General features: G+C 65.7%; 20 protein-coding genes. 15 read left to right on the forward strand and 5 right to left on the reverse strand.

Annotated elements, in window-relative coordinates:
- Positions 1 to 6 precede the first annotated feature (6 nt).
- On the reverse strand, positions 7 to 936 hold the full coding sequence (gene ispB, locus AC1DOX_RS23755; protein WP_092142101.1) for an octaprenyl diphosphate synthase: 930 nt from the start codon (positions 934 to 936) through the stop codon (positions 7 to 9).
- A gap of 583 nt (positions 937 to 1,519) precedes the next feature.
- Between ispB and rplU the strand changes: the two genes are divergently transcribed.
- The 4 genes from rplU to proB all read left to right on the forward strand — a co-directional run bounded on the left by rplU (position 1,520) and on the right by proB (position 4,543).
- Positions 1,520 to 1,831, forward strand: coding sequence for a 50S ribosomal protein L21 (gene rplU, locus AC1DOX_RS23760; RefSeq protein WP_006576525.1), 312 nt, complete (start codon positions 1,520 to 1,522; stop codon positions 1,829 to 1,831).
- A gap of 51 nt (positions 1,832 to 1,882) precedes the next feature.
- Complete coding sequence (gene rpmA, locus AC1DOX_RS23765) at positions 1,883 to 2,143, forward strand: 50S ribosomal protein L27 (RefSeq protein WP_092142104.1); 261 nt, start codon at positions 1,883 to 1,885, stop codon at positions 2,141 to 2,143.
- A gap of 104 nt (positions 2,144 to 2,247) precedes the next feature.
- Positions 2,248 to 3,345: an Obg family GTPase CgtA gene (obgE, locus tag AC1DOX_RS23770; protein ID WP_092142107.1), complete on the forward strand. Its 1,098-nt coding sequence runs from the start codon at positions 2,248 to 2,250 to the stop codon at positions 3,343 to 3,345.
- Positions 3,346 to 3,424: 79 nt separating this feature from the next.
- Complete coding sequence (gene proB / locus AC1DOX_RS23775) at positions 3,425 to 4,543, forward strand: glutamate 5-kinase (protein ID WP_441621576.1); 1,119 nt, start codon at positions 3,425 to 3,427, stop codon at positions 4,541 to 4,543.
- A 132-nt stretch (positions 4,544 to 4,675) separates the two neighbouring features.
- On the opposite strand, the gene AC1DOX_RS23780 is transcribed toward proB, so the two are convergent.
- Together AC1DOX_RS23780 and AC1DOX_RS23785 are read right to left on the reverse strand one after the other, a co-directional pair.
- Positions 4,676 to 5,272: a CNP1-like family protein gene (locus tag AC1DOX_RS23780; protein ID WP_092142113.1), complete on the reverse strand. Its 597-nt coding sequence runs from the start codon at positions 5,270 to 5,272 to the stop codon at positions 4,676 to 4,678.
- Positions 5,265 to 5,936, reverse strand: coding sequence for an RNA pyrophosphohydrolase (locus tag AC1DOX_RS23785; protein ID WP_441621578.1), 672 nt, complete (start codon positions 5,934 to 5,936; stop codon positions 5,265 to 5,267). Before AC1DOX_RS23785 ends, AC1DOX_RS23780 begins: the two co-directional genes overlap by 8 nt.
- Positions 5,937 to 6,121: 185 nt before the next feature.
- Between AC1DOX_RS23785 and AC1DOX_RS23790 the strand changes: the two genes are divergently transcribed.
- From AC1DOX_RS23790 to AC1DOX_RS23805, 4 genes are all read left to right on the forward strand, one after another.
- Positions 6,122 to 7,843 (forward strand): proline--tRNA ligase, encoded by a 1,722-nt coding sequence (locus AC1DOX_RS23790; RefSeq protein ID WP_441621580.1) that lies wholly within the window; start codon positions 6,122 to 6,124, stop codon positions 7,841 to 7,843.
- A gap of 5 nt (positions 7,844 to 7,848) precedes the next feature.
- Positions 7,849 to 8,616: a lytic transglycosylase domain-containing protein gene (locus tag AC1DOX_RS23795; protein WP_092142122.1), complete on the forward strand. Its 768-nt coding sequence runs from the start codon at positions 7,849 to 7,851 to the stop codon at positions 8,614 to 8,616.
- A complete protein-coding gene (locus tag AC1DOX_RS23800; RefSeq protein WP_441621583.1) occupies positions 8,613 to 9,599 on the forward strand; it encodes a 2OG-Fe(II) oxygenase in 987 nt (328 codons plus the stop codon). The genes AC1DOX_RS23795 and AC1DOX_RS23800 overlap by 4 nt, the downstream gene beginning before the upstream one ends.
- Before the next feature lie 128 nt (positions 9,600 to 9,727).
- Positions 9,728 to 10,357, forward strand: coding sequence for a LysE family translocator (locus tag AC1DOX_RS23805; protein ID WP_092142128.1), 630 nt, complete (start codon positions 9,728 to 9,730; stop codon positions 10,355 to 10,357).
- Between the two features lie 24 nt (positions 10,358 to 10,381).
- Here AC1DOX_RS23805 and AC1DOX_RS23810 read toward each other — a convergent pair whose 3' ends face one another.
- Positions 10,382 to 10,924, reverse strand: coding sequence for a hypoxanthine-guanine phosphoribosyltransferase (locus AC1DOX_RS23810; RefSeq protein WP_441621585.1), 543 nt, complete (start codon positions 10,922 to 10,924; stop codon positions 10,382 to 10,384).
- Between the two features lie 57 nt (positions 10,925 to 10,981).
- Positions 10,982 to 12,373, reverse strand: coding sequence for a signal recognition particle protein (gene ffh, locus AC1DOX_RS23815; RefSeq protein WP_092142133.1), 1,392 nt, complete (start codon positions 12,371 to 12,373; stop codon positions 10,982 to 10,984).
- A gap of 106 nt (positions 12,374 to 12,479) precedes the next feature.
- Here ffh and AC1DOX_RS23820 point away from each other — a divergent pair, with 106 nt between their 5' ends.
- From AC1DOX_RS23820 to AC1DOX_RS23850, 7 genes are all read left to right on the forward strand, one after another.
- Entirely contained in the window at positions 12,480 to 13,418 is a 939-nt protein-coding gene (locus AC1DOX_RS23820; protein ID WP_441621588.1) for a cytochrome C assembly family protein, read from the forward strand.
- Between the two features lie 24 nt (positions 13,419 to 13,442).
- Positions 13,443 to 13,727, forward strand: coding sequence for a PP0621 family protein (locus AC1DOX_RS23825; RefSeq protein ID WP_441621590.1), 285 nt, complete (start codon positions 13,443 to 13,445; stop codon positions 13,725 to 13,727).
- Entirely contained in the window at positions 13,724 to 15,739 is a 2,016-nt protein-coding gene (locus tag AC1DOX_RS23830) for a sensor histidine kinase (RefSeq protein WP_092142141.1), read from the forward strand. Before AC1DOX_RS23825 ends, AC1DOX_RS23830 begins: the two co-directional genes overlap by 4 nt.
- Before the next feature lie 51 nt (positions 15,740 to 15,790).
- Positions 15,791 to 17,443, forward strand: coding sequence for a sigma-54-dependent transcriptional regulator (locus AC1DOX_RS23835; protein WP_441621592.1), 1,653 nt, complete (start codon positions 15,791 to 15,793; stop codon positions 17,441 to 17,443).
- Positions 17,436 to 18,029 (forward strand): 1,6-anhydro-N-acetylmuramyl-L-alanine amidase AmpD, encoded by a 594-nt coding sequence (gene ampD / locus AC1DOX_RS23840; protein WP_441621594.1) that lies wholly within the window; start codon positions 17,436 to 17,438, stop codon positions 18,027 to 18,029. Before AC1DOX_RS23835 ends, ampD begins: the two co-directional genes overlap by 8 nt.
- Before the next feature lie 518 nt (positions 18,030 to 18,547).
- On the forward strand, positions 18,548 to 21,481 hold the full coding sequence (locus tag AC1DOX_RS23845) for a ribonucleoside-diphosphate reductase subunit alpha (protein WP_477101520.1): 2,934 nt from the start codon (positions 18,548 to 18,550) through the stop codon (positions 21,479 to 21,481).
- 70 nt (positions 21,482 to 21,551) lie between these two features.
- The gene (locus tag AC1DOX_RS23850) at positions 21,552 to 22,739 is read left to right on the forward strand and encodes a ribonucleotide-diphosphate reductase subunit beta (protein WP_441621598.1); all 1,188 of its coding nucleotides are present in this window, start codon (positions 21,552 to 21,554) and stop codon (positions 22,737 to 22,739) included.
- Positions 22,740 to 22,783: the final 44 nt, after the last annotated feature.

Below are 22,783 nucleotides of genomic sequence, written 5' to 3' on the forward strand. Positions count from 1 at the left end.
GCGACGTCAGGATTGTCGTTGCAGCGAGAAAGCACACAAGTCTATCAGCGTTTCCTTCAGTTGGGAAGAGGGAAATTGCATTGCCGCTCTTTCCGCTGCCTCCGCTTCGCGCTGCGCGGCCGCGAAGGTTACCTCCAGCGCCCCGCTCGCGTGGATCGCGGAGAACACCGCATCAAAGTGTTCCGTGCCGCCTTGCACGATGGCTTCGCGCGCAAGTTCGCGCTGCTCGGCGGTGCCGTGTTCCAGCAGATGCAGCAGCGGCAGCGTCGGCTTGCCTTCGCGCAGGTCGTCGCCCGCATTCTTGCCCATCTGCTCCGCGCTGGCGGTGTAGTCCAGCATGTCGTCGATCAGCTGGAATGCCGTGCCGATGCGTCGGCCATACTCGGCGGCGGCTTCTTCCATTGCCGGGTCCGCGCCCGCGAGCACTGCACCAAGCTCGGCCGAAGCCTCGAACAGCTTGGCGGTCTTGTAGCGGATCACCTGCAGGTAGCGCTCGACGGTGACGTCCGGGTCGTGCATGTTCAGCAGTTGCAGCACCTCGCCCTCGGCGATCACATTGGTCGCGTTGGACAGGATTTCCATGATGCGCATGCTGCCGGCTTCCACCATCATCTGGAATGCGCGCGAATAGAGAAAATCGCCAACCAGCACGCTGGCCGCGTTGCCGAACACCGCATTGGCGGTCTGGCGGCCGCGACGAAGCTCGGATTCGTCCACCACGTCATCGTGCAGCAGCGTGGCAGTGTGGATGAATTCCACTACCGCGGCCAGCTCGTGATGGCGATGGCCGTCGTAGCCGAATGCCCGGGCGGAGAGCAGCAGGATGACCGGGCGCAGGCGCTTTCCGCCAGCCCCGATGATGTACTCGCCGATCTGCTCGATCAGCGGCACTTCCGACGACAGGCGCCGACGGATGACGGCGTCAACGGCGCGCATGTCGGCAGCGACCGGGGCAAGCAAGGCAGTGGCGGAAGACTGGGACAAGATGAAATCACCGTTACGCAAAACCGGAGGATTATATGCGATGGCGGTGTGCACATGGCTGCCGGCTTGCGCAGGCGGGAAGATATCGGGGTGATTTCCGGGCAATGTAAGCGTGCGTCGCACGGTAGTCGCCCGGACGGTGGGTGCCCACCTATAATTGCAGCATGGACAAGCCACAAGCATCCCGCCGGCATGTCCGCCGCACCGCCTGGTGGGTGGCGTTTGCCGCCCTGGCCGGGTTCCTGCTGGCCGACCTGACCTGACTCCCGTGCCCCGGCATGTGCGCCGGTCGCCGCTGCCTCCGCACCGGCAGGCTATCTACTTGTTTTCTTTGCGCTTTTCCTGGAACTGGTTTACAATTGCCGGTTCCTTCGGTTGCGTTTGCCGTATACAGCCCTGTATGCGCGCCACCCACTGACGGGCGGGATCCCGGCCAGCCGGCCTGAGATCCTTTCAAACGGCGCAGGAAACGGCGCCGGCTCCGGGGACTCCCGGGGCAGCATTCGACGTTTCATTCACATCGAGAGGTTCGACAATGTACGCGGTCGTAAAAACCGGCGGCAAGCAATACAAGGTTGCTGCTGGCGAAAAACTTAAAGTAGAACAGATACCGGCAGACATTGGCGCAGAAATCACGCTGGACCAGGTGCTCGCAGTGGGCGCCGGCGACCAAATCAAGTTTGGTACGCCGCTGGTGAGCGGGGCTTCCGTCAAGGCTACCGTGATCTCCCAAGGTCGTCACGACAAGGTGAAGATCTTCAAGATGCGCCGTCGCAAGCACTACCAGAAGCGCCAGGGCCATCGTCAGAATTACACCGAACTGCGCATCGAAGCCATCGTTGCCTGAGCATTGCTCGGACACAGGCTTGCATCGCAATAGGTCAACAGGAGTTAAGACATGGCACAGAAAAAAGGCGGCGGCTCTACGCGGAACGGCCGTGATTCGGAATCGAAGCGTCTGGGCGTGAAGGTGTACGGTGGCCAGGCCATCAACGCCGGCGGCATCATCGTTCGTCAACGTGGCACCCGCGTGCACGCTGGTGAGAACGTGGGTATCGGCAAGGACCACACCCTGTTCGCGCTGGTGGACGGCCACGTGCAGTTCGCAGTCAAAGGCCCTGCCAAGAAGCAGCAAGTCAGCGTCGTTCCGGCGGCCTGATACAGCCTTTGCAGCACGAAGGCCCCGCAAAGCTTGCGGGGCTTTTTCATTTCTGGCATCTATCTGTATTGATGGCGCCAGCCTGATCCACACGGAAGACCAACATGAAGTTCATCGACGAAGCCCGAATCGAAGCGATTGCCGGCAATGGCGGCAACGGGAGTGCGTCGTTCCGGCGCGAGAAGTTTGTGCCCTTCGGTGGCCCCGATGGCGGTGACGGCGGCCGTGGCGGCAGCGTGTTTGCGCAGGCCGACCGCAATATCAATACGCTGATCGACTTTCGCTACGCCAAGAAGCACGTGGCGCGCAACGGCGAGAATGGCCGCGGCTCCGATTGCTACGGCGCCGCCGGCGAAGATGTCACGCTGCGCATGCCGGTGGGCACGCTGATCACCGACATGGATACCGGCGAGGTCATCGCCGACCTGACCGAGCACGGGCAGACCGTGTGCCTGGCCGAAGGCGGCATGGGTGGTTGGGGCAACCTGCATTTCAAGTCCAGTACCAATCGCGCGCCGCGCCAGCAGGTGGACGGCAAGCCGGGCGAGCGCCGCATGCTCCGGCTCGAGCTGAAGGTACTGGCCGACGTTGGCCTGCTGGGCATGCCGAATGCCGGCAAGTCGACGTTCATTTCGCACGTGTCCAACGCACGTCCGAAAGTTGCGGATTATCCGTTCACCACGCTGCACCCGAACCTCGGCGTGGTGCGCGTCGACCACGAGCAGTCGTTTGTCGTCGCCGACATCCCGGGCCTGATTGAAGGCGCGGCCGAAGGTGCCGGCCTGGGCCACCAGTTCCTGCGCCATCTGCAGCGCACGGGCCTGCTGCTCCATATCGTGGACATCGCCCCGTTCGACGAGAATGTCGACCCGGTGGCCGAGGCGCGGGCGATCGTCAACGAACTCAAGAAGTACGACGAAACGCTGTACGACAAGCCGCGCTGGCTGGTGCTGAACAAGCTCGACGTGGTGCCGGATGACGAGCGCGCCGCACGCGTGAAGGATTTCGTCAAGCGCTACAAGTGGAAGGGCCCGGTGTTCCATATCTCGGCCCTGACCGGCGAAGGCTGCCGCGAGCTGATCTACGCGATCAAGGACCACCTCGCCGCGATCAAGGCGGAAGAGGCCGCCGCGCTGGCTGAGCCGGATATCCGTCTGGACGAACGGCTTCACAACGTGGATCCCGAAGCCGGCGGTGCCTGACCCCCGGCTGCCGCGCCCGACACGACGTTTTTCCCCGAACAAGCAGCATTACACGGCACCCGGAGACAGGATACCCGTCATGCAATCGGTCATCGCCCAAGCAAAACGTATCGTCGTCAAGGTGGGCTCCAGCCTGGTCACCAACGACGGGAAGGGGCTGGATCACGACGCCATCGCGCGTTGGGCCGCCCAGATTGCCAAGCTGCGCGGCGCCGGCAAGGAAGTGGTGCTGGTCAGCTCCGGTGCCATCGCCGAGGGCATGCAACGCCTGGGCTGGGTGCGCCGTCCGAAGGAAATCCACGAGCTGCAAGCCGCAGCCGCCGTGGGCCAGATGGGTCTGGCGCAGGTCTATGAAAGCCAGTTTGGCCGCTACGGCATCCGCACCGCGCAGGTGCTTCTGACTCATGCCGACCTAGCGGACCGCGAACGCTATCTCAATGCCCGCTCGACGTTACTGACGCTGCTCTCGCTGGGCGTGGTGCCGATCATCAACGAGAACGACACCGTCGTCACCGACGAAATCAAGTTTGGCGACAACGATACGCTCGGCGCGCTGGTGACCAACCTGATCGAAGGCGATGCGCTGGTGATCCTGACCGACCAGCGCGGACTCTATACCGCCGATCCGCGCAGGGACCCGAACGCGAGGTTCGTGGACGAAGCCTTGGCGGGCACGCCCGAACTGGAGGCAATGGCAGGTGGCGCGGGCACGGCCATTGGCCGTGGCGGCATGCTGACCAAGATCCTGGCCGCCAAGCGCGCGGCAAAGTCCGGCGCGCATACCACGATCGCCTCCGGCCGCGAGACCGATGTGCTGGGACGTCTGGCGGAGGGCGAGGCCATCGGCACGCAATTGCTGGCGCCAACGGGCCGACTGACCGCGCGCAAGCAGTGGATGGCCGATCACCTGCAGCTGCGTGGCCGCGTGGTGATCGACAGCGGTGCGGTGGAAAAACTGACCGGTGGCGGCAAGTCGCTGCTGCCGATCGGTGTGGTGGAGGTGCAGGGCGAGTTCGCGCGCGGTGAGGTGATCGCCTGTATCGATCCGGCGGGACACGAAGTGGCGCGCGGCATCACGAACTATTCGAGCGCGGAGGCGCGGCTGATTGCCCGGAAGCCGTCGTCGGAGATTGAGTCGGTGCTGGGCCATCTGAACGAGCCCGAACTGATCCATCGCGACAACCTGGTGCTGATCTGAAAGTGCGATAGTTACCGGCACCGCTGGCGTGACGCTATCGGACGCTATCCGGTGATGCGCCACCAAGCAAAACGGCGAGGCTGCAGGCCTCGCCGTTTTGTTTTGGATGGTCCGACTTCCGTCGAGCCGGGTTCAGCGGCTCGGCGCGTGTGCCTTCAGGTCCGCCGCCATCTGGGCCGGCTTGCCGGCGACCGTGCGGCCCTCGCAGAAGAAATCCTTGGCCAGCGTGGCGGAGTAAGCGTTGCGCGCGCGGGTTTCCATGCGATACCAGGTATCGCGGTCCTCGCTTCGGTTCGGTACCCACTCGGTGGCGCCTTGCGGCAGCGTGGCGTACAGCTTGCGCTCGAAAGCGTCGCAGCGCATGCCCTCGTAGTTCACATTGCGCCCGCCGCCCGGGCTGGTGATGACCACGGTGTAGCGCACCACGTTGTCAGCGCCCACGGCGATGGATTTGCCGTCGACGGCAAAGCGGAAGTCACCGGTGCCGCTGACCGAGAAGGGAATCAGGTCCGCATCCTTGGGCAATGGGGGCAGCAGCGTCTCGGCTTCCTTGAAATCCTTCGGCTCAAACGGGTTGATCCACTGGGATTCCTCTTCGGGCATGCCCTTGCTGGTGGTCTTGCAGCCGGCAAGCGTCAGGCAGGCGGCGGCCAGCAACAGGCAGGTACCGCGCAGCGCGCGGCTGGCGGGCTGGCCGGCGCGAGCGCCCCGGCCGGTGAAGCTATTCATCGGAACTCCGTTGGGTAGTTGCCGGGCTGGCCGGCGAAGCAAGAGACGCGTCCTGGGCGACCACTGGCATGGTGACCACGGCCGTGGCCGTCACCGTGACGACGGCCGTCTGCTCCGCGCGCGCAGCGTCACCATGCCGGTCGTGCCCGGCATGGTGGCCGTGGTTACCATAAGGGCTGAGCGGCGCGCGCCCCCGGTGCAGGAAGCGCGACAACTCGGTCAGCGCCATCTGGTAGACATCGCGCTTGAATTCGATGACGGCGTCCAGCGGGACCCAATACTGGCTCCAACGCCAGGCGTCGAATTCGGGATGGTCCGTGGCGCGCAGGTGGATGTCGCAATCGCGGCAGACCATGCGCAGCAGGAACCAGATCTGCTTCTGGCCCTTATAGTGGCCGCGGATCTCGCGGCGGATGAACTTGTCCGGCACCTCATAACGCAACCAGTCGCGCGTGCGACCGACGATCCTGACGTGCTCCGGAAGCAGGCCGACTTCTTCTTGCAGCTCGCGGTACATGGCCTGTTCCGGCGTTTCGCCGTACTTGATGCCGCCCTGCGGAAACTGCCAGGAGTGTTCGCCGATTCGCTTGCCCCAGAAAACCTCGTTACGTGCGTTGATGAGGATGATGCCGACGTTCGGGCGAAAGCCTTCACGATCGAGCATGACTGCACCTCGAATCCTTTAGAATTACGACGATTATAAAGGAAGCGCGCCAGACGGCCTGACGCCGGGAATGCTGGTTTTCCCCGAGCGGCAAGCGCAGTTTCAGGCGCGTCCTGCCCAATGAATGCCGCACCGCGGCGGCCGGGTACTGCCCGGCGGCGCCCGGTCTTACGAGAAAGCAACGGATGAAAGCCTCGCAATTCTTCATTTCCACCCTCAAGGAAGCCCCCGCCGACGCGGAAATCGTGTCGCACAAACTGATGATGCGGGCCGGCATGATCAAGAAACTGGGCGCCGGCATCTACAGTTACATGCCGGTCGGGCTGCGGGTGATCCGCAAGGTGGAGAACATCGTTCGCGAGGAAATGAATCGGGCCGGCGCCGTGGAGCTGTCCATGCCGGTGATCCAGCCGGCCGAACTCTGGCAGGAAACCGGCCGCTGGGACAAGATGGGCCCCGAGCTGCTGCGCCTGAAGGATCGCCACGAGCGCGACTTCGCCGTCCAGCCGACCTCAGAGGAGGTCGTGACCGACATCGCCCGCAGCGACATCCGCAGCTACAAGCAACTGCCGGTCAATTTCTATCAGATCCAGACCAAGTTCCGCGACGAGCGTCGTCCGCGCTTCGGCATCATGCGCGGCCGCGAGTTCACGATGAAGGACGCCTATTCCTTCGACCGCGACACCGATGGCCTGAAAGCCTCGTACCAGAACATGTACGACGCCTACGTGCGCATCTTCCAGCGTTTCGGCCTGGAGTTCCGTGCCGTGGCGGCGGATAACGGGGCCATCGGCGGTTCGGGCTCGCACGAGTTCCATGTGATCGCCGACACCGGCGAGGATGCCATCGTCTACTGCCCGACCTCGGACTACGCCGCCAACATGGAGGCCGCCGAGGCCCTGCCGCTGCTGGCCAGACGCGCCACCCCCGGCGAAGACCTGAAGAAGACGTCGACGCCCGAGAAGTCCAAGTGCGAGCACGTGGCCGAGTTCCTCGGCATTCCGCTGGAGCGCACCGTCAAGTCGATCGTCCTGGCCAAGGACACCGAGGCGGGTGCCGAGATCTGGCTGCTGCTGATCCGCGGTGACCATGAACTGAACGAGGTCAAGGCGTCGAAGGTGCCCGGCCTGGCCGACTTCCGCTTTGCGACGGAAAACGAGATCGTCGACACGTTCGGCTCGCCCCCGGGCTACCTGGGCCCGATCGGCCCGAAGAAGCCCGTCAAGCTGGTGGCGGACCGCACGGTCGCCAACATGAGCGACTTCTGCTGTGGCGCCAACGACCGCGACTACCACTACACCGGCGTGAACTGGGGGCGCGACCTGCCCGAGCCGCTCGTGGCGGATCTGCGCAACGTGGTGGCGGGCGATGCCTCGCCGGACGGCAAGGGCACGCTGGAAATCTGCCGCGGCATCGAGGTGGGCCACGTGTTCATGCTCGGCACGCGCTATTCCGAATCGATGAGCGCCACGTTCCTCGACGAAAACGGCAAGACCCAGCCGATGCAGATGGGCTGCTACGGCATTGGCGTGACCCGGATTCTGGGTGCCGCCATCGAGCAGAACTATGACGAGCGCGGCATCATCTGGCCCGCCGCCATCGCCCCGTTTGCCGTGGTGGTGTGCCCGGTAGGCTACGACCGCAACGAGGCAGTGCGCGCCGAAGCCGACCGTATCCACGCGGAACTGCAGGCCGCCGGCGTCGACGTGATCCTGGACGACCGTGGTGAGCGCCCCGGCGTGATGTTCGCGGACTGGGAGCTGATCGGCGTGCCGCACCGCGTGGTCGTGGGCGACCGCGGCCTGAAGGAAGGCAAGGTGGAATACCAGGGTCGTCGCGATGCGCAGGCCACCCCGGTGGCCGTTGCAGACGTGGTCAGTCACGTCCGCAACCTGCTGGCCAACTGATCCCGATGCGCGCATCCGGCCTGCCGACCCGTCGCCGCTGGCCAGCGCTGGCCAGCGTGCTGCTGCTTGTTGTGGCGGCCACTGCCCATGCCGGCGCGCAAAAGGAAGAGGCGCTGGCCGATTCCGTGCGCGGCGCCCTGGCCGCGGCGATCGCCGACGGCCGGCCGGTGCGGCCGGCGTTTGCATCGGGCGGGGAACGCCTGGGCTATCTGAAGTGGCTGGGCGAGATGTCCCGCCGGCTGGAGGCCCGCATCCCCGAACCGCAGATCCGCGTCGAGCTGATCGAAACGGTCTACTACGAGGCCAAGCGCGCCGGCCTGGAACCGTCGCTCGTGCTGGGGCTGGTCCAGGTGGAAAGCGGGTTTCGGAAATACGCGATCAGCTCCGCCGATGCGCGCGGACTGATGCAGGTGATGCCGTTCTGGGTGCGCAGCATTGGCGATGGTGACGTCCGCAAGCTGTTCCATCTGCAAAGCAACCTGCGCTACGGCTGTACGATCCTGCGCCATTACCTGGACCGCGAGAACGGCGATCTCTTCCTGGCGCTTGGCCGCTACAACGGCAGTCGGGGCCGTCCCGAGTATCCGAATGCCGTGCTGGCGGCGTGGAAGCGCTGGCAGTATTCCGAATCCACGGTGACGATTGCCGGCGATCCGGATCCCGCTGCAGCGGCGGCTGCGGTCGCCGCGCCAGCGACGTCGCGCCGCGCGCTGCCGCCGGAATCCCCGGCGCGCAATCCGTTCTCGCCGTTACGGCTGGCCAATCCGTCATGACGCGCGATTTCCGATCCGATCGTTCGGTTTTCTCGCCGACACCTGTGCAGTCCGAAGGCACCGGCAAGGCCGGCTACCGGGCGTCCTCGCCGGAGCTGGACCGCTGGCTGGCGCGCCATATCGAGCAGGGCTTCAACGCCGAATCGCTGGTGTTGTCGATGCTGCGCTCCGGCTACGATGCCACCTTCGCGCGGGCGACCGTGGCTGCGGCGCTCGACCGGCCGAAGCCGGCAGGCAGGGTGCCATCGACCGCGCCGGCGCTTGCCGTGGGCCGGACCGCTGGGCCAGCTTCCACCTCCGCCACTGTCAGCACGCCTGCCGCGCAGGCATCGGCGTCGTCCGGCCGCAATACCTTTCGCCACCAGGATCGCGAGATCCCGATCCTGTTTGCGCTGGAAGCGCCACGCATCCTGCTGCTGCAGAACCTGCTCAACGATGCCGAGTGCGACGCGCTGGTCGCGCTGTCGCGAGGCCGGTTGCAGCGATCGCCGGTGGTCAATCCCGATACCGGCGACGAGAACCTGATCGACGCCCGCACCAGCATGGGTGCGATGTTCCAGGTTGGCGAACACTCCCTGATCGAGCGCATCGAAGCCCGGATCGCCGCCGTGACCGGCGTGCCGGTCGAGCACGGCGAGGGCCTGCAGATTCTCAACTACAAGCCGGGCGGCGAGTATCAGCCGCACTTCGACTTCTTCAACCCGCAACGTCCCGGCGAGGCGCGCCAACTCCGCGTCGGCGGCCAGCGCATCGCCACGCTGGTGATCTACCTGAACAGCCCGCCGGCAGGCGGCGCTACGGCGTTCCCGCGTCTGGGGCTGGAAGTGGCACCCGTCAAGGGCAATGCCGTCTTCTTCAGCTACCAGATGCCGGACGGCACGCTGGACGATCGCACCCTGCACGCGGGCCTGCCGGTGGAGGCCGGCGAGAAATGGATCGCCACCAAGTGGCTTCGCGAACGACCCTATCGCAGCAAGGCCTGAACGGGAGGGAAGTTCGATTGCCGGCGAGGTTGCCAGATCCGTACCGGTACATTTCTGCCTAAGTGTATCGGTACTGTATTGGTTGGCCTCAATAAACTGGTCGCTCCCATATCTCCCGGAGCGCCGTCATGGCTCTGCCCGAATTTGCCGCCAGCTCTGGCGTGCTGCTTGCCTTCTGCGCGTTTGCGCTGGTTTCTTCCATCACGCCGGGCCCGAACAACACCATGGTGCTGGCCTCGGGCGTCAACTTTGGCCTGGCGCGCACGGTGCCGCACCTGCTGGGCATCAGCATCGGCTTTTCCGTGATGGTGGCGCTGGTCGGGCTGGGGCTGGGTTCAGTCTTCACGGCATTGCCGTGGACCTGGAATTTGCTCCGGGTGGCGGCCACGGCCTATCTGGTCTGGCTGGCCTGGAAGCTGGCTACCGCCGGCGGCGTGCAGGATCGCGAGGTGGCCCGGCCGATGAGTTTCCTGCGCGCGGCGGCCTTTCAGTGGGTCAATCCGAAAGCCTGGGTGATGGCGGTGGGCGCGTGCAGCACCTACGTGCTGGACGGCAATATCTGGGTGAATGCGCTGTGGATGGCGAGCCTGTTCGCCGTGATCAACCTGCCCAGCGTGGCGACGTGGGCGGTATTCGGCGCCGCGCTGCGCCGCTGGCTGGCACAGCCGCGTGTGCTGCGCGTCTTCAACGTGACGATGGCCGTGTTGCTGTTGCTGTCGCTCTGGCCGATCCTAGGCGCCCATCCCCACGGGGTTTGAGCGCCGAAGGGCGTCGGCCCCGCTTCAAACCAGCGCGCGGATGGCGCCGAGGTTGCGCCAATAGCCCTTGGCGTCCATGCCGCATCCAAAGACATAGCGGTCCGGCACCTTGAAGCCGCAGAAATCCGGGTGCATCGGCTTGAGTTTGGTGAGCGTCTTCTCGCACAGCACCGCCGCGTGGAATTCCTTGGCGCCCATGTCCATGATCCGCTGGCGGATGGCCGCCATCGTCTCGCCCTCATCCAGGATGTCGTCCAGTACCAGCACCACGCGATCCTTCACGGATTCGCGCGGCGCCACGCGCCATTGCATCTCGCCGCCCACGGTCTTGTTGTTGTAGCGGGACAGGTGGATATAGTCGAACTCCAGCGGAAACTGGAGCTTGGGCAGGAGCATGCCGGTAAAGACCACGGCGCCGCCCATCACGGACAGGACGAGCGGGAAGGCATCGCCCATCTTTTCCGTGATTTCCTGGGCCATGCGGTCCAGCGAGTCCTGCACCTCCTGGGCGCTGACGATTTCCTCGGAGCTGGCCCAGAGTTCGCGGGCCTGTTCGACGGTCATCATGATGTCTGTCCTGTTCTTGTCTTGCGGGGAAGCGATATCGAAGGGTAGCAACAACGATCAGCGGTTGAATAGGCCCTTCATGCCGCCTTTCATCGCGCCCATCTGGCGCATCATCTTCATCATGCCGCCGCCCTTGAGTTTTTTCATCATCCCTTGCATCTGGTCGAACTGGTTCAGCAGGCGGTTGACCTCCTGCACCGGTACGCCGGCGCCCGCCGCGATGCGGCGCTTGCGGCTGGCCTTGATCAGTTCCGGCTTGGCGCGCTCGGCCGCCGTCATGCTGTTGATGATGCCTTCCATGCGGCGCACCTGCTTTTCCGCCTGATCCATGTTGGCGCCCTGCGCCTGCTGGGCGAACTGCGCGGGCAGCTTGTCCACCAGGCTGCCCAGGCCGCCCATCTTCTTCATCTGGCCGATCTGGGCCTTGAAGTCTTCCAGGTCGAAGCCGCCCGTCTTCTTGATCTTCTTGGCCAGCTTCTCGGCGGCATCCATGTCCACGCCACGCTGTGCCTCTTCCACCAGCGCGAGGATGTCGCCCATGCCCAGAATCCGCTGGGCCATGCGTTCGGGGTAGAACGGCTCCAACCCGTCCAGCTTTTCGCCCACGCCGACGAACTTGATCGGGCGGCCGGTGATGTGGCGCACGGACAACGCGGCGCCGCCGCGGGCGTCACCATCGAGCTTGGTCAGCACCACGCCGGTCAGCGGCAGCGCGTCGTTGAACGCCTTGGCGGTGTTCACGGCGTCCTGGCCGAGCATCGCGTCGACCACGAACAGCGTTTCCACGGGCTTGAGTTCCGCGTGCAGCGCGGCGATCTCCTGCATCATCGCCTCGTCGATACCCAGCCGGCCGGCCGTATCGACGATCAGCACGTCGTGGTAGTGCTTGCGGGCCCAGTCCAGCGCCGCGCGGGCGATGTCCACCGGCTTCTGGTCCAGTTGCGACGGGAAGAAGTCCGCGCCGACCTGCTCGGACACGGTCTTGAGCTGGGCGATAGCGGCGGGACGGTACACGTCGCACGAAACCGTCAGCACCTTCTTTTTCTTGTTTTCCTTCAGCCACTTGGCCAGCTTGCCGGACGTGGTGGTCTTGCCGGCGCCTTGCAGGCCGGCCATCAGGATGATCGCGGGCGGCTGGACGTTCAGGTTCAGCTCGGCAGACTTTTCCCCGCTGACGGCTTCGTCGCCGCCGATGACCGCGGTCAGCTCGCGCTGCACCACGCCGACCAGCGCCTGGCCCGGCGTCAGGCTGCTGACGACTTCCTCGCCAAGCGCCTTTTCCTTGACGCGGGCGACGAATTCGCGCACGACCGGCAGTGCCACGTCGGCTTCGAGCATGGCAAGGCGCACTTCGCGCAGCATCTCGGCGGTATTGGCCTCGGTCAGTCGGGCCTCGCCGCGCATGGTCTTGACGACCCGCGCCAGGCGTTGAGTGAGGTTATCCAGCATGGCAGGAAAGGGGGAGGAATTCGGCTTGTGGGAGGGGCGCGCGTGGCGTTGTGGTGGCGATCCACCGACAAGGGCACAGGGGCAGACCCTAGGGTAAACTGCGCAAATGGCCATTGTACTGTATGCCTTGACGGCACTTCTCTATTGCGGCCTGGCCTTTCACGGCTGGGCAACGCGCAATCCGCGGCTGGCGGCCGCCAGCGGGGCGACGGTCGGCCATCCGGGGCGTCCCGGCGCCGCGGCCACGGCGGTGCTCATGTCCCAGCCCGGCGGCGCCCGTGGCGAAGGTCAGCCTGCCTGGTGGCATGTCGTGGTTCTGGGGGCGCTGGTCAGCCACGGCATCCTGCTCCACGAAACGATCTTCCCGGCCGACCGCATGGTGTTCGGCTTCGCCTTCGCCCTTTCCGCCATGCTCTGGCTGGGCGTGGGTATCTACTGGATTGAGAGCTTCTTCTTTTCGCTGGCGGGGCTCGGCCTGATCGTCTTCCCCGTGGCGATGCTGGCGAGCCTGATCCCGCTGGCGTTCCCGGGCGCGCAGATCCTGGGCTACGCGGCACGGCCGCTGTTCAAGCTGCACTTCATCATCGCCAACGTGGCGTATGGCCTCTTCACGCTGGCCGCGTTCCACGCGTTCCTGATGCTGCTGGCCGAACGGCGCCTGCACGGCTTCAACCGGCCGCTGGCGGGCGAGCCGGCGTCCGGCCAGTGGCTCGGTCGCTGGCTGGACCTGCTGCCGCCGCTGCTGACGCTGGAAAAGCTGCTGTTCCGCCTGATCGCGGCGGGCTTCGTGCTGCTGACGCTGACCATCGTGTCCGGCTTCCTGTTTTCCGAACAGCTGTTTGCCCGCGCATTCCGCGTGGATCACAAGACCGTATTCGCGATCATCTCGTGGGCGATGTTCGGCGGCATCCTGATCGGCCGGCATTTCCGCGGCTGGCGCGGACGCACCGCGCTGCGCTGGGTCATCGCGTCGTTCGGCATCCTGCTGCTGGCGTACGTGGGCAGCCGCTTCGTGATCGAAGTGGTGCTGCACCGCCTTTCCTGAACCCCTGAGCCCCTGAGCCATTTCATGGCAAGAATCCTTATCCTTCTGGCTATCGTGCTGGGCATTTTCTGGTGGCTGCGCAGCCGCGCCGCACGGGAGGCGGCCGACCGGCCAACGGCCCGGCGCCGCGCCGCGCCGAATTCGGGAGCCACGGGCAATTCAGACGATAGCGAGCCCATGGTCCAGTGCGCCCAGTGCGGCGTGCACCTGCCGCGCGGCGAGGCCATTGCCTGGCACGGCCTGCACTACTGTCGCCGCAGCCATCTTCCCGATGTGCCAGGCCAGGGCGATAGCGGCGCGCGCTCATGAGGCCGCGGGCATCGGTCTGGTCCCGCCTGAGCGGCTGGCGCCTGCTGGTTGATCTCTGGCGGCAGCCCGAGCCGCCCGAATTCCACTGGCGCCTGCTGCGCTATTTCTGCTGGACCCGGCTGGCCGTGGCGCTGCTGCTGCTCGGCTACGCGTGGCTGCCGCTGGAACGGTCGGTGGCAGGCGTGGCTGTGGTCAATGTCGCCGCCAATGCCCGCACCGCCGCGGCGCTGCCGGTTGTGCTGCCCTACATCGCGATCGCGGTGGTGGCGTTGATCGGCACGATGTGGCGGCGTCATTTCCACATGCGGGTCCGCGGCCAGGTCCTTACGGACATGTTCCTGCTGACGGCGATCTACGCCGTGCTGGGGCAGATCGGCAGCCATGGCGAAGGCATGGCGATGATCTTCCTGCTGCCCGCGCTGGAGGCGGGCGCGCTGACGAGCCTGCTGTTTGCACTGTTTACGGCGGCCTTGTCGGCGCTGGTGGTGATGGGCCAGCCGTTCCTGCAGACCTTGCTGGCCCGGCAACCCGATGCCAACCTGCTCGGGTCCGGGCTGTTCGGCCTGGTGTTCATGATCGCCGCGCTGGTGATGTACATGCTGGCCAACCGGCAGATCGCGCAGGAGCGGCTGGCGCTGGCGCGCGAGCAGGAGCTGCGGTTGCAGCAACTGGTGAACCGCCTGATGGTCAACGACATGCAGGACGGCGTGATGCTGGTGCGCGCCAACGGGGCCGTGGTGGCCGCCAACCCGGCCGCCGTGGTGCTGCTGGGCGTGCAGCCGCACGAGCGCCTCCGCGATGGCCAGGTCCGCGCGGGCGAGAGCGACAACGTGCTGTTCGACCTGCGCCGCATTGCGCGCCTGCAACCGCTGATGGAAATGCTGCGCGACTGGATCCGGCGCAAGGACGATGTGCCGCGCATCCTGCAGTTGCTGCCGCTGCCATCGCGCCCGTCGGCGGCCGGCAACCCGCTGCTGCACACCCGCCTGCGGCTGCGCTTCGTGCTGCCGGGCCTGGCCGGGCTGCGCTCCACGCTGGCGGGCGTCATGACCTCGCCGGCCGCCCTGGATACCGCCGGCTGGAACGACCTGTCGCCCGAGGGCGCGGCGCGCCTGCGGCTGGCCATCGCCCAGAACGAGGCGATGGCATGGAGCCCGGAGGACGAGACCCTGTTGCGCAGCGAGATGCGCGATACGGTGCTGGTCCATATCGAAAGCTGGGAACGGATTGCCGAGCAGGTTCAGCAGGAAAAGCTCGCGGCCATGGGCCGGCTGGTGGCCAGCGTGGCGCACCAGATCCGCAATCCCCTCGCGGCGATCAGCCAGGCCAACGAACTGCTGGCGGACTCCGGCGCGGGCGAGGGCAATATCGATGCGCGGCTGCTGCGCATCATCAGCGACAACGTGCGGCGCCTGGACCAGGTGGTGTCGGACGTGCTGCAGTTGTCGCGCCGGCCGCGCACGGGCCACAGCGCCGTGGAGTTGAGCCAGGCGCTGCCCGAGATCCTGGACCGCTGGCGGCTGGAGATGCGCTCGCGCGCCGGCGCCCGTTCCGACATCAATGCCAACGCCATCCGGCTGATCGTGGACGTGGACCGCCCGGTCATCTTCGACGGCGCGCAGCTCCAGCAGGTCCTGGGCAACCTGCTCGACAATGCCTGGCGCTATTGCAGCCGGCTGCCGGGTTCGATCCGGATGCTGGCGCACGCGCTGGACCAGCATCACGCCGAACTGATTGTCTGGAACGACGGCGCCGAGGTGACCCGCGACCAGCAGCGCAGCCTGTTCGAGCCGTTCTTCACCAGCAATGCGCAGGGCACCGGCCTGGGCCTGTTCATGGCGCGCGAGCTCTGCGGCGCCAACGATGCCCAGGTGCGCTACGGCGCCATCGGCCTGGAAGCGTTGCTGGAACGCACGGGGCTGCTGGCAGGCGGCGCACGCGATACACTCCCGGCCAAAGCTTTCGTGCTGACCATGCGGATCGAGACGCCCGACGTCGTGACCGCCGCCTAACGCGCCCAGCGCCCGCAACCCTTTCCGGCAACGCCGAAACCCACGCCCTCTATGCCCGCCAGACCGCCCGCCCTCGACCCGATCCTTGTCATCGACGACGAGGCCGACCTGCGCGAGCTGCTCGATATCTCGCTTCGGCGGATGGGCCATGACGTGGTGATGGCCGGATCGCTGGCCGAGGCGCGGCTGCGGCTGGCCGAACGCCGCTACTGCCTTGTGCTGACCGACATGCGGCTGGGCGACGGGCTCGGCATCGAGATCGTGCGGCAGTTGTCCACGTCACCGGAACGCACGCCGGTGGCCGTGATCACCGCCTACGGCAGCGCCGACAACGCCGTGGATGCGCTCAAGGCCGGGGCGTTCGACTACATCGCCAAGCCGGTATCGCTGGACCAGCTACGCACCCTGATCCTGAATGCGCTGGGCCGCCAGCAGCGCGCGCCAACCGATGGCGCCGTGGTCAACGCCGAGGCGGCGGAAGCGGCCGAGGCCGCGGATCGCGCCGCCGGGCTGCTGCCGGGCTTGTCGGCACCCATGCAGGAGGTGCGCCGGTCGCTATCGCGGCTGGCGCGCAGCATGGCGCCCGTGGTGATCAGCGGCGAGTCCGGCAGCGGGAAGGAACGCGCCGCGCGCGCCATCCACGCAGTCAGCGCGCGATCCGCCCATCCGTTCGTGGCCGTAAACTGTGGCGCGATTCCCGAGACGCTGATGGAGTCCGAGTTCTTCGGCTACGTCAAAGGCGCGTTCACGGGCGCGGACGCCGAGCGTGGCGGCTTCTTCCAGGCGGCCCACGGCGGCACGCTGCTGCTGGACGAGGTGGCGGACCTGCCGCTGGCCATGCAGGTCAAGCTGCTGCGCGCGCTGCAGGAGCGGCGCGTGCGCAAGATCGGCGCGAGCAAGGAAGACACAGTGGATGTGCGCGTGATGTGCGCCAGCCACAAGGACCTGGCCGCGATGGTGGCGGCCGGGGCGTTCCGGCAGGACTTGTATTACCGGCTCAACGTGCTGGAGCTGCGCATGCCCACGCTGCGCGAACGGGCCGAAGATATTCCGGTGCTGGCGCACGCGATCCTGGAGCACCTGGCCGTGCGCTATGGCGACGCCCACCCCCGGCGCCTGTCGGGCGCCGCGCTGGCACGGTTGTCGACCTATCCGTTCCCGGGCAACGTGCGCGAGCTGGAGAACCTGCTCGAACGCGCCTACGCCTTCGCGGAAGCCGAGGAAATCGCGGTGGCCGATCTCGGGCCGCTGGACGCCGGCATGGACCGCGCCAGCCTGTTGCCGCCGGGCACGCCAGCCAGTGCGCCGGCACCCGCCGCCTACCATCCGTGGGGCAGCGCCGTGGCCTGGTCCGCGGTCGCCAGCGCCGCCCAGCCACCAGCGGCGCCAGGGATGCCGCCGGCCGAAGCGGCCCGCGCGCCGGCTCCCGAGCCGGACCCGATGGCCGACGCGCTGCGCGACGTGACTTTCCCGATCGATCTGCCGGCCCGGCTGGAGGCGCTGGAGCGCGAGCTGATCCAGCGCGCGCTCCGCCAGACCGGTTTCAACCGGACGGCCGCGGCGCCGTTGCTGGGGTTGAACTTCCGCCAGCTGCGCTACCGGATCCAGCAACTCGGGATCCGCGACGAGCGCGAAGGACGCGAGGGGCGCGATGGCAGCGACGATAGCGAATCGCTGGCCGAAGGGGAGGGTCGCGATGGCTGATGCGCCGCGCGACTACCTGCCCGACGCCGATGGCTGGGTGCCGGCCGCGCGCCGCGTGCCATCCCCCAACTTCGACGCCCGGCCCGAAGGCGTGCCCGTGGACCTGGTGGTGCTGCACAACATCAGCCTTCCGCCGGGACGGTTCGGCACCGGTGACATCGAGGCGTTCTTCCAGAACCGGCTCGACATCACGCGCGATCCGTTCTTCGAGACCATCCGCGACGTGCGTGTGTCCGCGCATTTCCTGATCGCGCGCACCGGCGAACTCGTCCAGTTTGTGGCGTGCACGCAACGTGCATGGCATGCGGGCCAATCGGATTTCTGCGGTCGCCAGCGCTGCAATGATTTTTCGGTGGGCATCGAGATCGAGGGCGCCGACGATCAGCCTTTCACGTTGGCACAATACGACACTGTTGCCGCACTGGTCGCCGCCCTCCGCACGGCATATCCCGTCCAGGCCATCGCCGGACACAGCGATATCGCGCCCGGCCGCAAGACCGATCCCGGCCCGCATTTCGACTGGAATCGCTTCGCGCGCCTCGCCCAAGTGCCGCCGGCGCTACTCCCGTACCAGCCTCGCCCCTGAGCGTCCCCTCTTTGTGCAGCACGCCTCATATGGGGGCAGGGCACACCGTGACAGCCCTGTGAAAACCCCATGCCAGGGCCACCTATCGAGTGGCCACTTTGGATAAAAAAATTTAAAAAAATTTGTGCGGTGGCGCACAGGAAACCGGGATCCCTTGCCGTAGCGCGGTTGGCGGGAATGTGGCGCCGCCGCACAGTCGCGAACTGTCTCGCGGATGCGATTGTCAAGACTGGTCTTTCATCTTCGTTTCACTATACTTAGCCCAGTTTTTCGCGGTGACCACTATATCTAGTAGTACTTCCGGGGAACCGGCCTAGGTGTGAAGCCAGCGCCGCAGCAGTTTGCGACGTTGACGCCACAGCAGCGACATGGCCGGCGGTATCGCAAGAGTCCCTAGCAGAATGAACGCCTGTGCAGTTTGGTTCTCGCCCGGCCCCAGCCGAGTCGAGTGTCTTCTGAAGCGCATTTTGCTAGGGACTTTGTCACTTCAATACAAGGGTTAAAACAGGAGTTACCTCATGCAAACGGCCCAAAACGAACAACAAAACACTGGCGTGACTGGCGTTGTCGGCGCAGCAGCCGGTACGTCGCAGCAGACCCCCGCCGCTGCGGGCGCCAACTATCAGGACTACAAGCTCATTCGCCGCAATGGGGCCGTGGTGGCGTTCGAGCCGAACAAGATTGCCGTGGCCGTGACCAAGGCCTTCCTGGCCGTGAACGGCGGCCAGGGCGCCGGCTCCGCGCGCGTGCGCGAGCTGGTGGAGCAACTGACCGGGAACGTCGTGCGCGCGCTGCTGCGCAGCCGTCCGAACGGCGGCACGTTCCACATCGAGGACGTGCAGGACCACGTGGAACTGGCGCTGATGCGTTCGGGCGAACACGAGGTGGCCCGTGCCTACGTGCTGTACCGCGAAAAGCGCACGCAGGAACGCGCCCAGGCCAACGCGCAGGCCGTGGCCCGCGTGCAGGAAGGCGGCGTGTCGTTCAACGTGACCGACAACGGCGCGACCCGTGTGCTCGACCTGGCGGCCCTGCATGACCTGATCGACACCGCCTGCAGCGGACTGGGCAACGCCGTGAGCGCCGAGCCGATCCTGAAGGAAACGCTGAAGAACCTGTACGACGGCGTGCCGATGACGCAGGTCTACGACTCGGCCATCCTGGCCGCGCGTACGCTGATCGAAAAGGATCCGGCCTACAGCCAGGTCACCGCTCGTATCCTGCTGCACACGATCCGCAAGGAAATCCTGGGCGCCGAGGTGACGCAGGCCGAGATGTCCACGAAGTACGCCGAGTACTTCCCGAAGTTCATCGCCCGCGGTATCCAGGCCGAACTGCTCGACGAAAAGCTGGCCACGTACGACCTGGCCCGCCTGGGCGCCGCGCTGGATGCCTCGCGCGACTTCCAGTTCAACTACCTCGGCCTGCAGACGCTGTACGACCGCTACTTCCTGCACGTGGACGAAGTCCGCATTGAAATGCCGCAGGCCTTCTTCATGCGCGTGGCCATGGGCCTGGCGCTCGAGGAAAAGGATCGCGAAGCCCGTGCGATCGAGTTCTATCAGCTGCTGTCGTCGTTCGACTTCATGTCGTCCACGCCGACGCTGTTCAACTCGGGTACCCGCCGCTCGCAGCTGTCGTCGTGCTACCTGACCACTGTGTCGGACGACCTGGAAGGCATCTACGAAGCGTTGAAGGAAAACGCGCTGCTGTCGAAGTTTGCTGGCGGCCTGGGCAACGACTGGACCAACGTGCGCGCGCTGGGCTCGCACATCAAGGGCACCAACGGCAAGTCGCAAGGCGTGGTGCCGTTCCTGAAGGTGGTCAACGACACGGCCGTGGCCGTGAACCAGGGCGGCAAGCGTAAGGGCGCGGTCTGCGCCTACCTGGAGACGTGGCACCTGGACATCGAGGAATTCCTGGAGCTGCGCAAGAACACCGGTGACGACCGCCGCCGCACGCACGACATGAACACCGCGAACTGGATTCCGGACCTGTTCATGAAGCGCGTGATGGAAAACGGCGAATGGACGCTGTTCTCCCCGGCTACCTGCCCGGACCTGCACGACAAGGTGGGCCGTGCATTCGAACAAGCCTACCTGGGCTACGAAGCCAAGGCCGCCAATGGCGAACTGAAGCTGTTCAAGAAGGTCCCGGCCATGCAGCTGTGGCGCAAGATGCTGGGCATGCTGTTCGAAACCGGCCACCCGTGGATCACCTTCAAGGATCCGTGCAACATCCGCAGCCCGCAGCAGCACGTGGGCGTGGTGCACAGCTCCAACCTGTGCACGGAAATCACGCTCAACACCAATGAGAGCGAGATCGCCGTCTGCAACCTGGGCTCCGTGAACCTGGTGGCGCACCTGAAGAAGCAGGCCGACGGTACGCAAGTGCTCGACCACGCCAAGCTGCAGAAGACCATCCGCACCGCGATGCGCATGCTCGACAACGTGATCGACATCAACTACTACGCGGTGGACAAGGCGCGCAACTCCAACCTGCGCCACCGTCCGGTCGGCATGGGCATCATGGGCTTCCAGGACTGCCTGCACGTGCTGCGCACGCCGTACGCCAGCGACGCCGCGGTGAAGTTCGCCGACACCTCGATGGAAGCGGTGTGCTACTACGCCTACCAAGCTTCCACGGAACTGGCCGAAGAGCGCGGCCGCTACAGCACCTACGAGGGTTCGCTGTGGGATCGCGGCATCTTGCCGCAAGACTCGCTGAAGTTGCTGGCCGAAGAGCGCGGCGGCTACCTGGAAGTCGACATGTCGTCGTCGATGGACTGGAGCAGCCTGCGTGCCCGCATCAAGCAGCACGGCATGCGCAACTCGAACTGCATCGCGATCGCCCCGACCGCGACCATTTCGAACATCATCGGCGTGTCGGCCTGCATCGAGCCCACGTTCCAGAACCTGTACGTGAAGTCGAACCTGTCGGGCGAGTTCACGGTGGTCAATGACTACCTGGTGCGCGACCTGAAGGAGCGCGGCCTGTGGGACGAGGTGATGGTTGCCGACCTGAAGTACTTCGACGGTTCGCTGGCCCGTATCGACCGCATTCCGCAAGACCTGCGCGACATCTACGCCACGGCCTTCGAAGTGGAGCCGAGCTGGCTGGTGGAAGCCGCCAGCCGCCGCCAGAAGTGGATCGACCAGGCCCAGTCGCTGAACATCTACATGGCGGGCGCCTCGGGCAAGAAGCTGGACGACACGTACAAGCAAGCCTGGCTGCGCGGCCTGAAGACCACGTACTACCTGCGCACGATGGCCGCCACGCACGTGGAGAAGTCCACCGTGTCGCGCGGTTCGCTGAACGCGGTGTCGTCGGGCAGCGAAGGTGGCATGTCCACCGCCCCGGCAGCGGCCCCGGCAATGCCGGAAGCCGATGGTCCGGTCTGCACGATGCGCCCGGGCGACGCCGGCTTCGACGAGTGCGAAGCCTGCCAGTAAGCCAATAGTCGATGTGCCGTTCCCGCCAGCGCGGGAACGGCTGCTGAAAGAATTCACGGAGAACACCAACATGCTGAGCTGGGACGACGACGTTCAAGCCACGCCGCAGGCTGCCCCGCAGCCCGCGCTGCAACCTGCCACCCCTGTCACCGCTGACCAGCAGGGTGCGCTGCCCCCGTCGGCGACGCAGCCGTCCGGCATCCTCGGCAACAATCCGAACGCCGCCGCCGCGCAGGACACCCGCCGCGTGAACGCCGCCGACAAGCGCGTGATCAACGGCTCCACCGACGTCAACCAACTGGTGCCGTTCAAGTACAAGTGGGCGTGGGAAAAGTACCTGGCTGGCTGCGCCAACCACTGGATGCCGCAGGAAATCAACATGTCCCGCGACATCGCCCTGTGGAAGGACCCGAACGGCCTGACCGAGGACGAGCGCCGCATCATCAAGCGCAACCTGGGCTTCTTCGTGACGGCCGATTCGCTGGCCGCCAACAACATCGTGCTGGGCACCTACCGCCAGATCACGGCGCCGGAATGCCGTCAGTACCTGCTGCGCCAGGCCTTCGAGGAGGCCATCCACACGCACGCGTACCAGTACATCGTGGAGTCGCTCGGCCTGAACGAAGCCGAGATCTTCAACGCGTATCACGAAGTGCAGTCGATCCGTGACAAGGACGAGTTCCTGATCCCGTTCATCGACACGCTGACCGATCCGTCGTTCAAGACCGGCACGCCGGAAAACGACCAGAAGCTGCTGAAGAGCCTGATCGTGTTCGCCTGCATCATGGAAGGGCTGTTCTTCTACGTGGGCTTTACGCAGATCCTGGCGATGGGCCGCCAGAACAAGATGACGGGCGCTGCCGAGCAGTACCAGTACATCCTGCGCGACGAGTCGCTGCACTGCAATTTCGGCATCGACCTGATCAACCAGATCAAGCTGGAGAATCCGCATCTGTGGACGGCCGAATTCAAGGCCGAGATCACGGAGCTGTTCCAGAAGGCCGTGGACCTGGAATACCGCTACGCGGAGGACACCATGCCGCGCGGCGTGCTGGGCCTGAACGCGCCGATGTTCAAGGGCTACCTCCGCTTCATCTGCAACCGCCGTTGCCAGCAGATCGGCCTGGACCAGCTGTTCCCGAACGAGGAAAACCCGTTCCCGTGGATGAGCGAGATGATCGACCTGAAGAAGGAACGCAACTTCTTCGAGACGCGCGTCATCGAGTATCAGACGGGCGGGGCGCTGAGCTGGGATTGATGAGGCTGGCACGGCATCGCGTGCCGCTGCCACCTTTGGAAACG

Source organism: Cupriavidus sp. 01L415 (assembly GCF_056400065.1).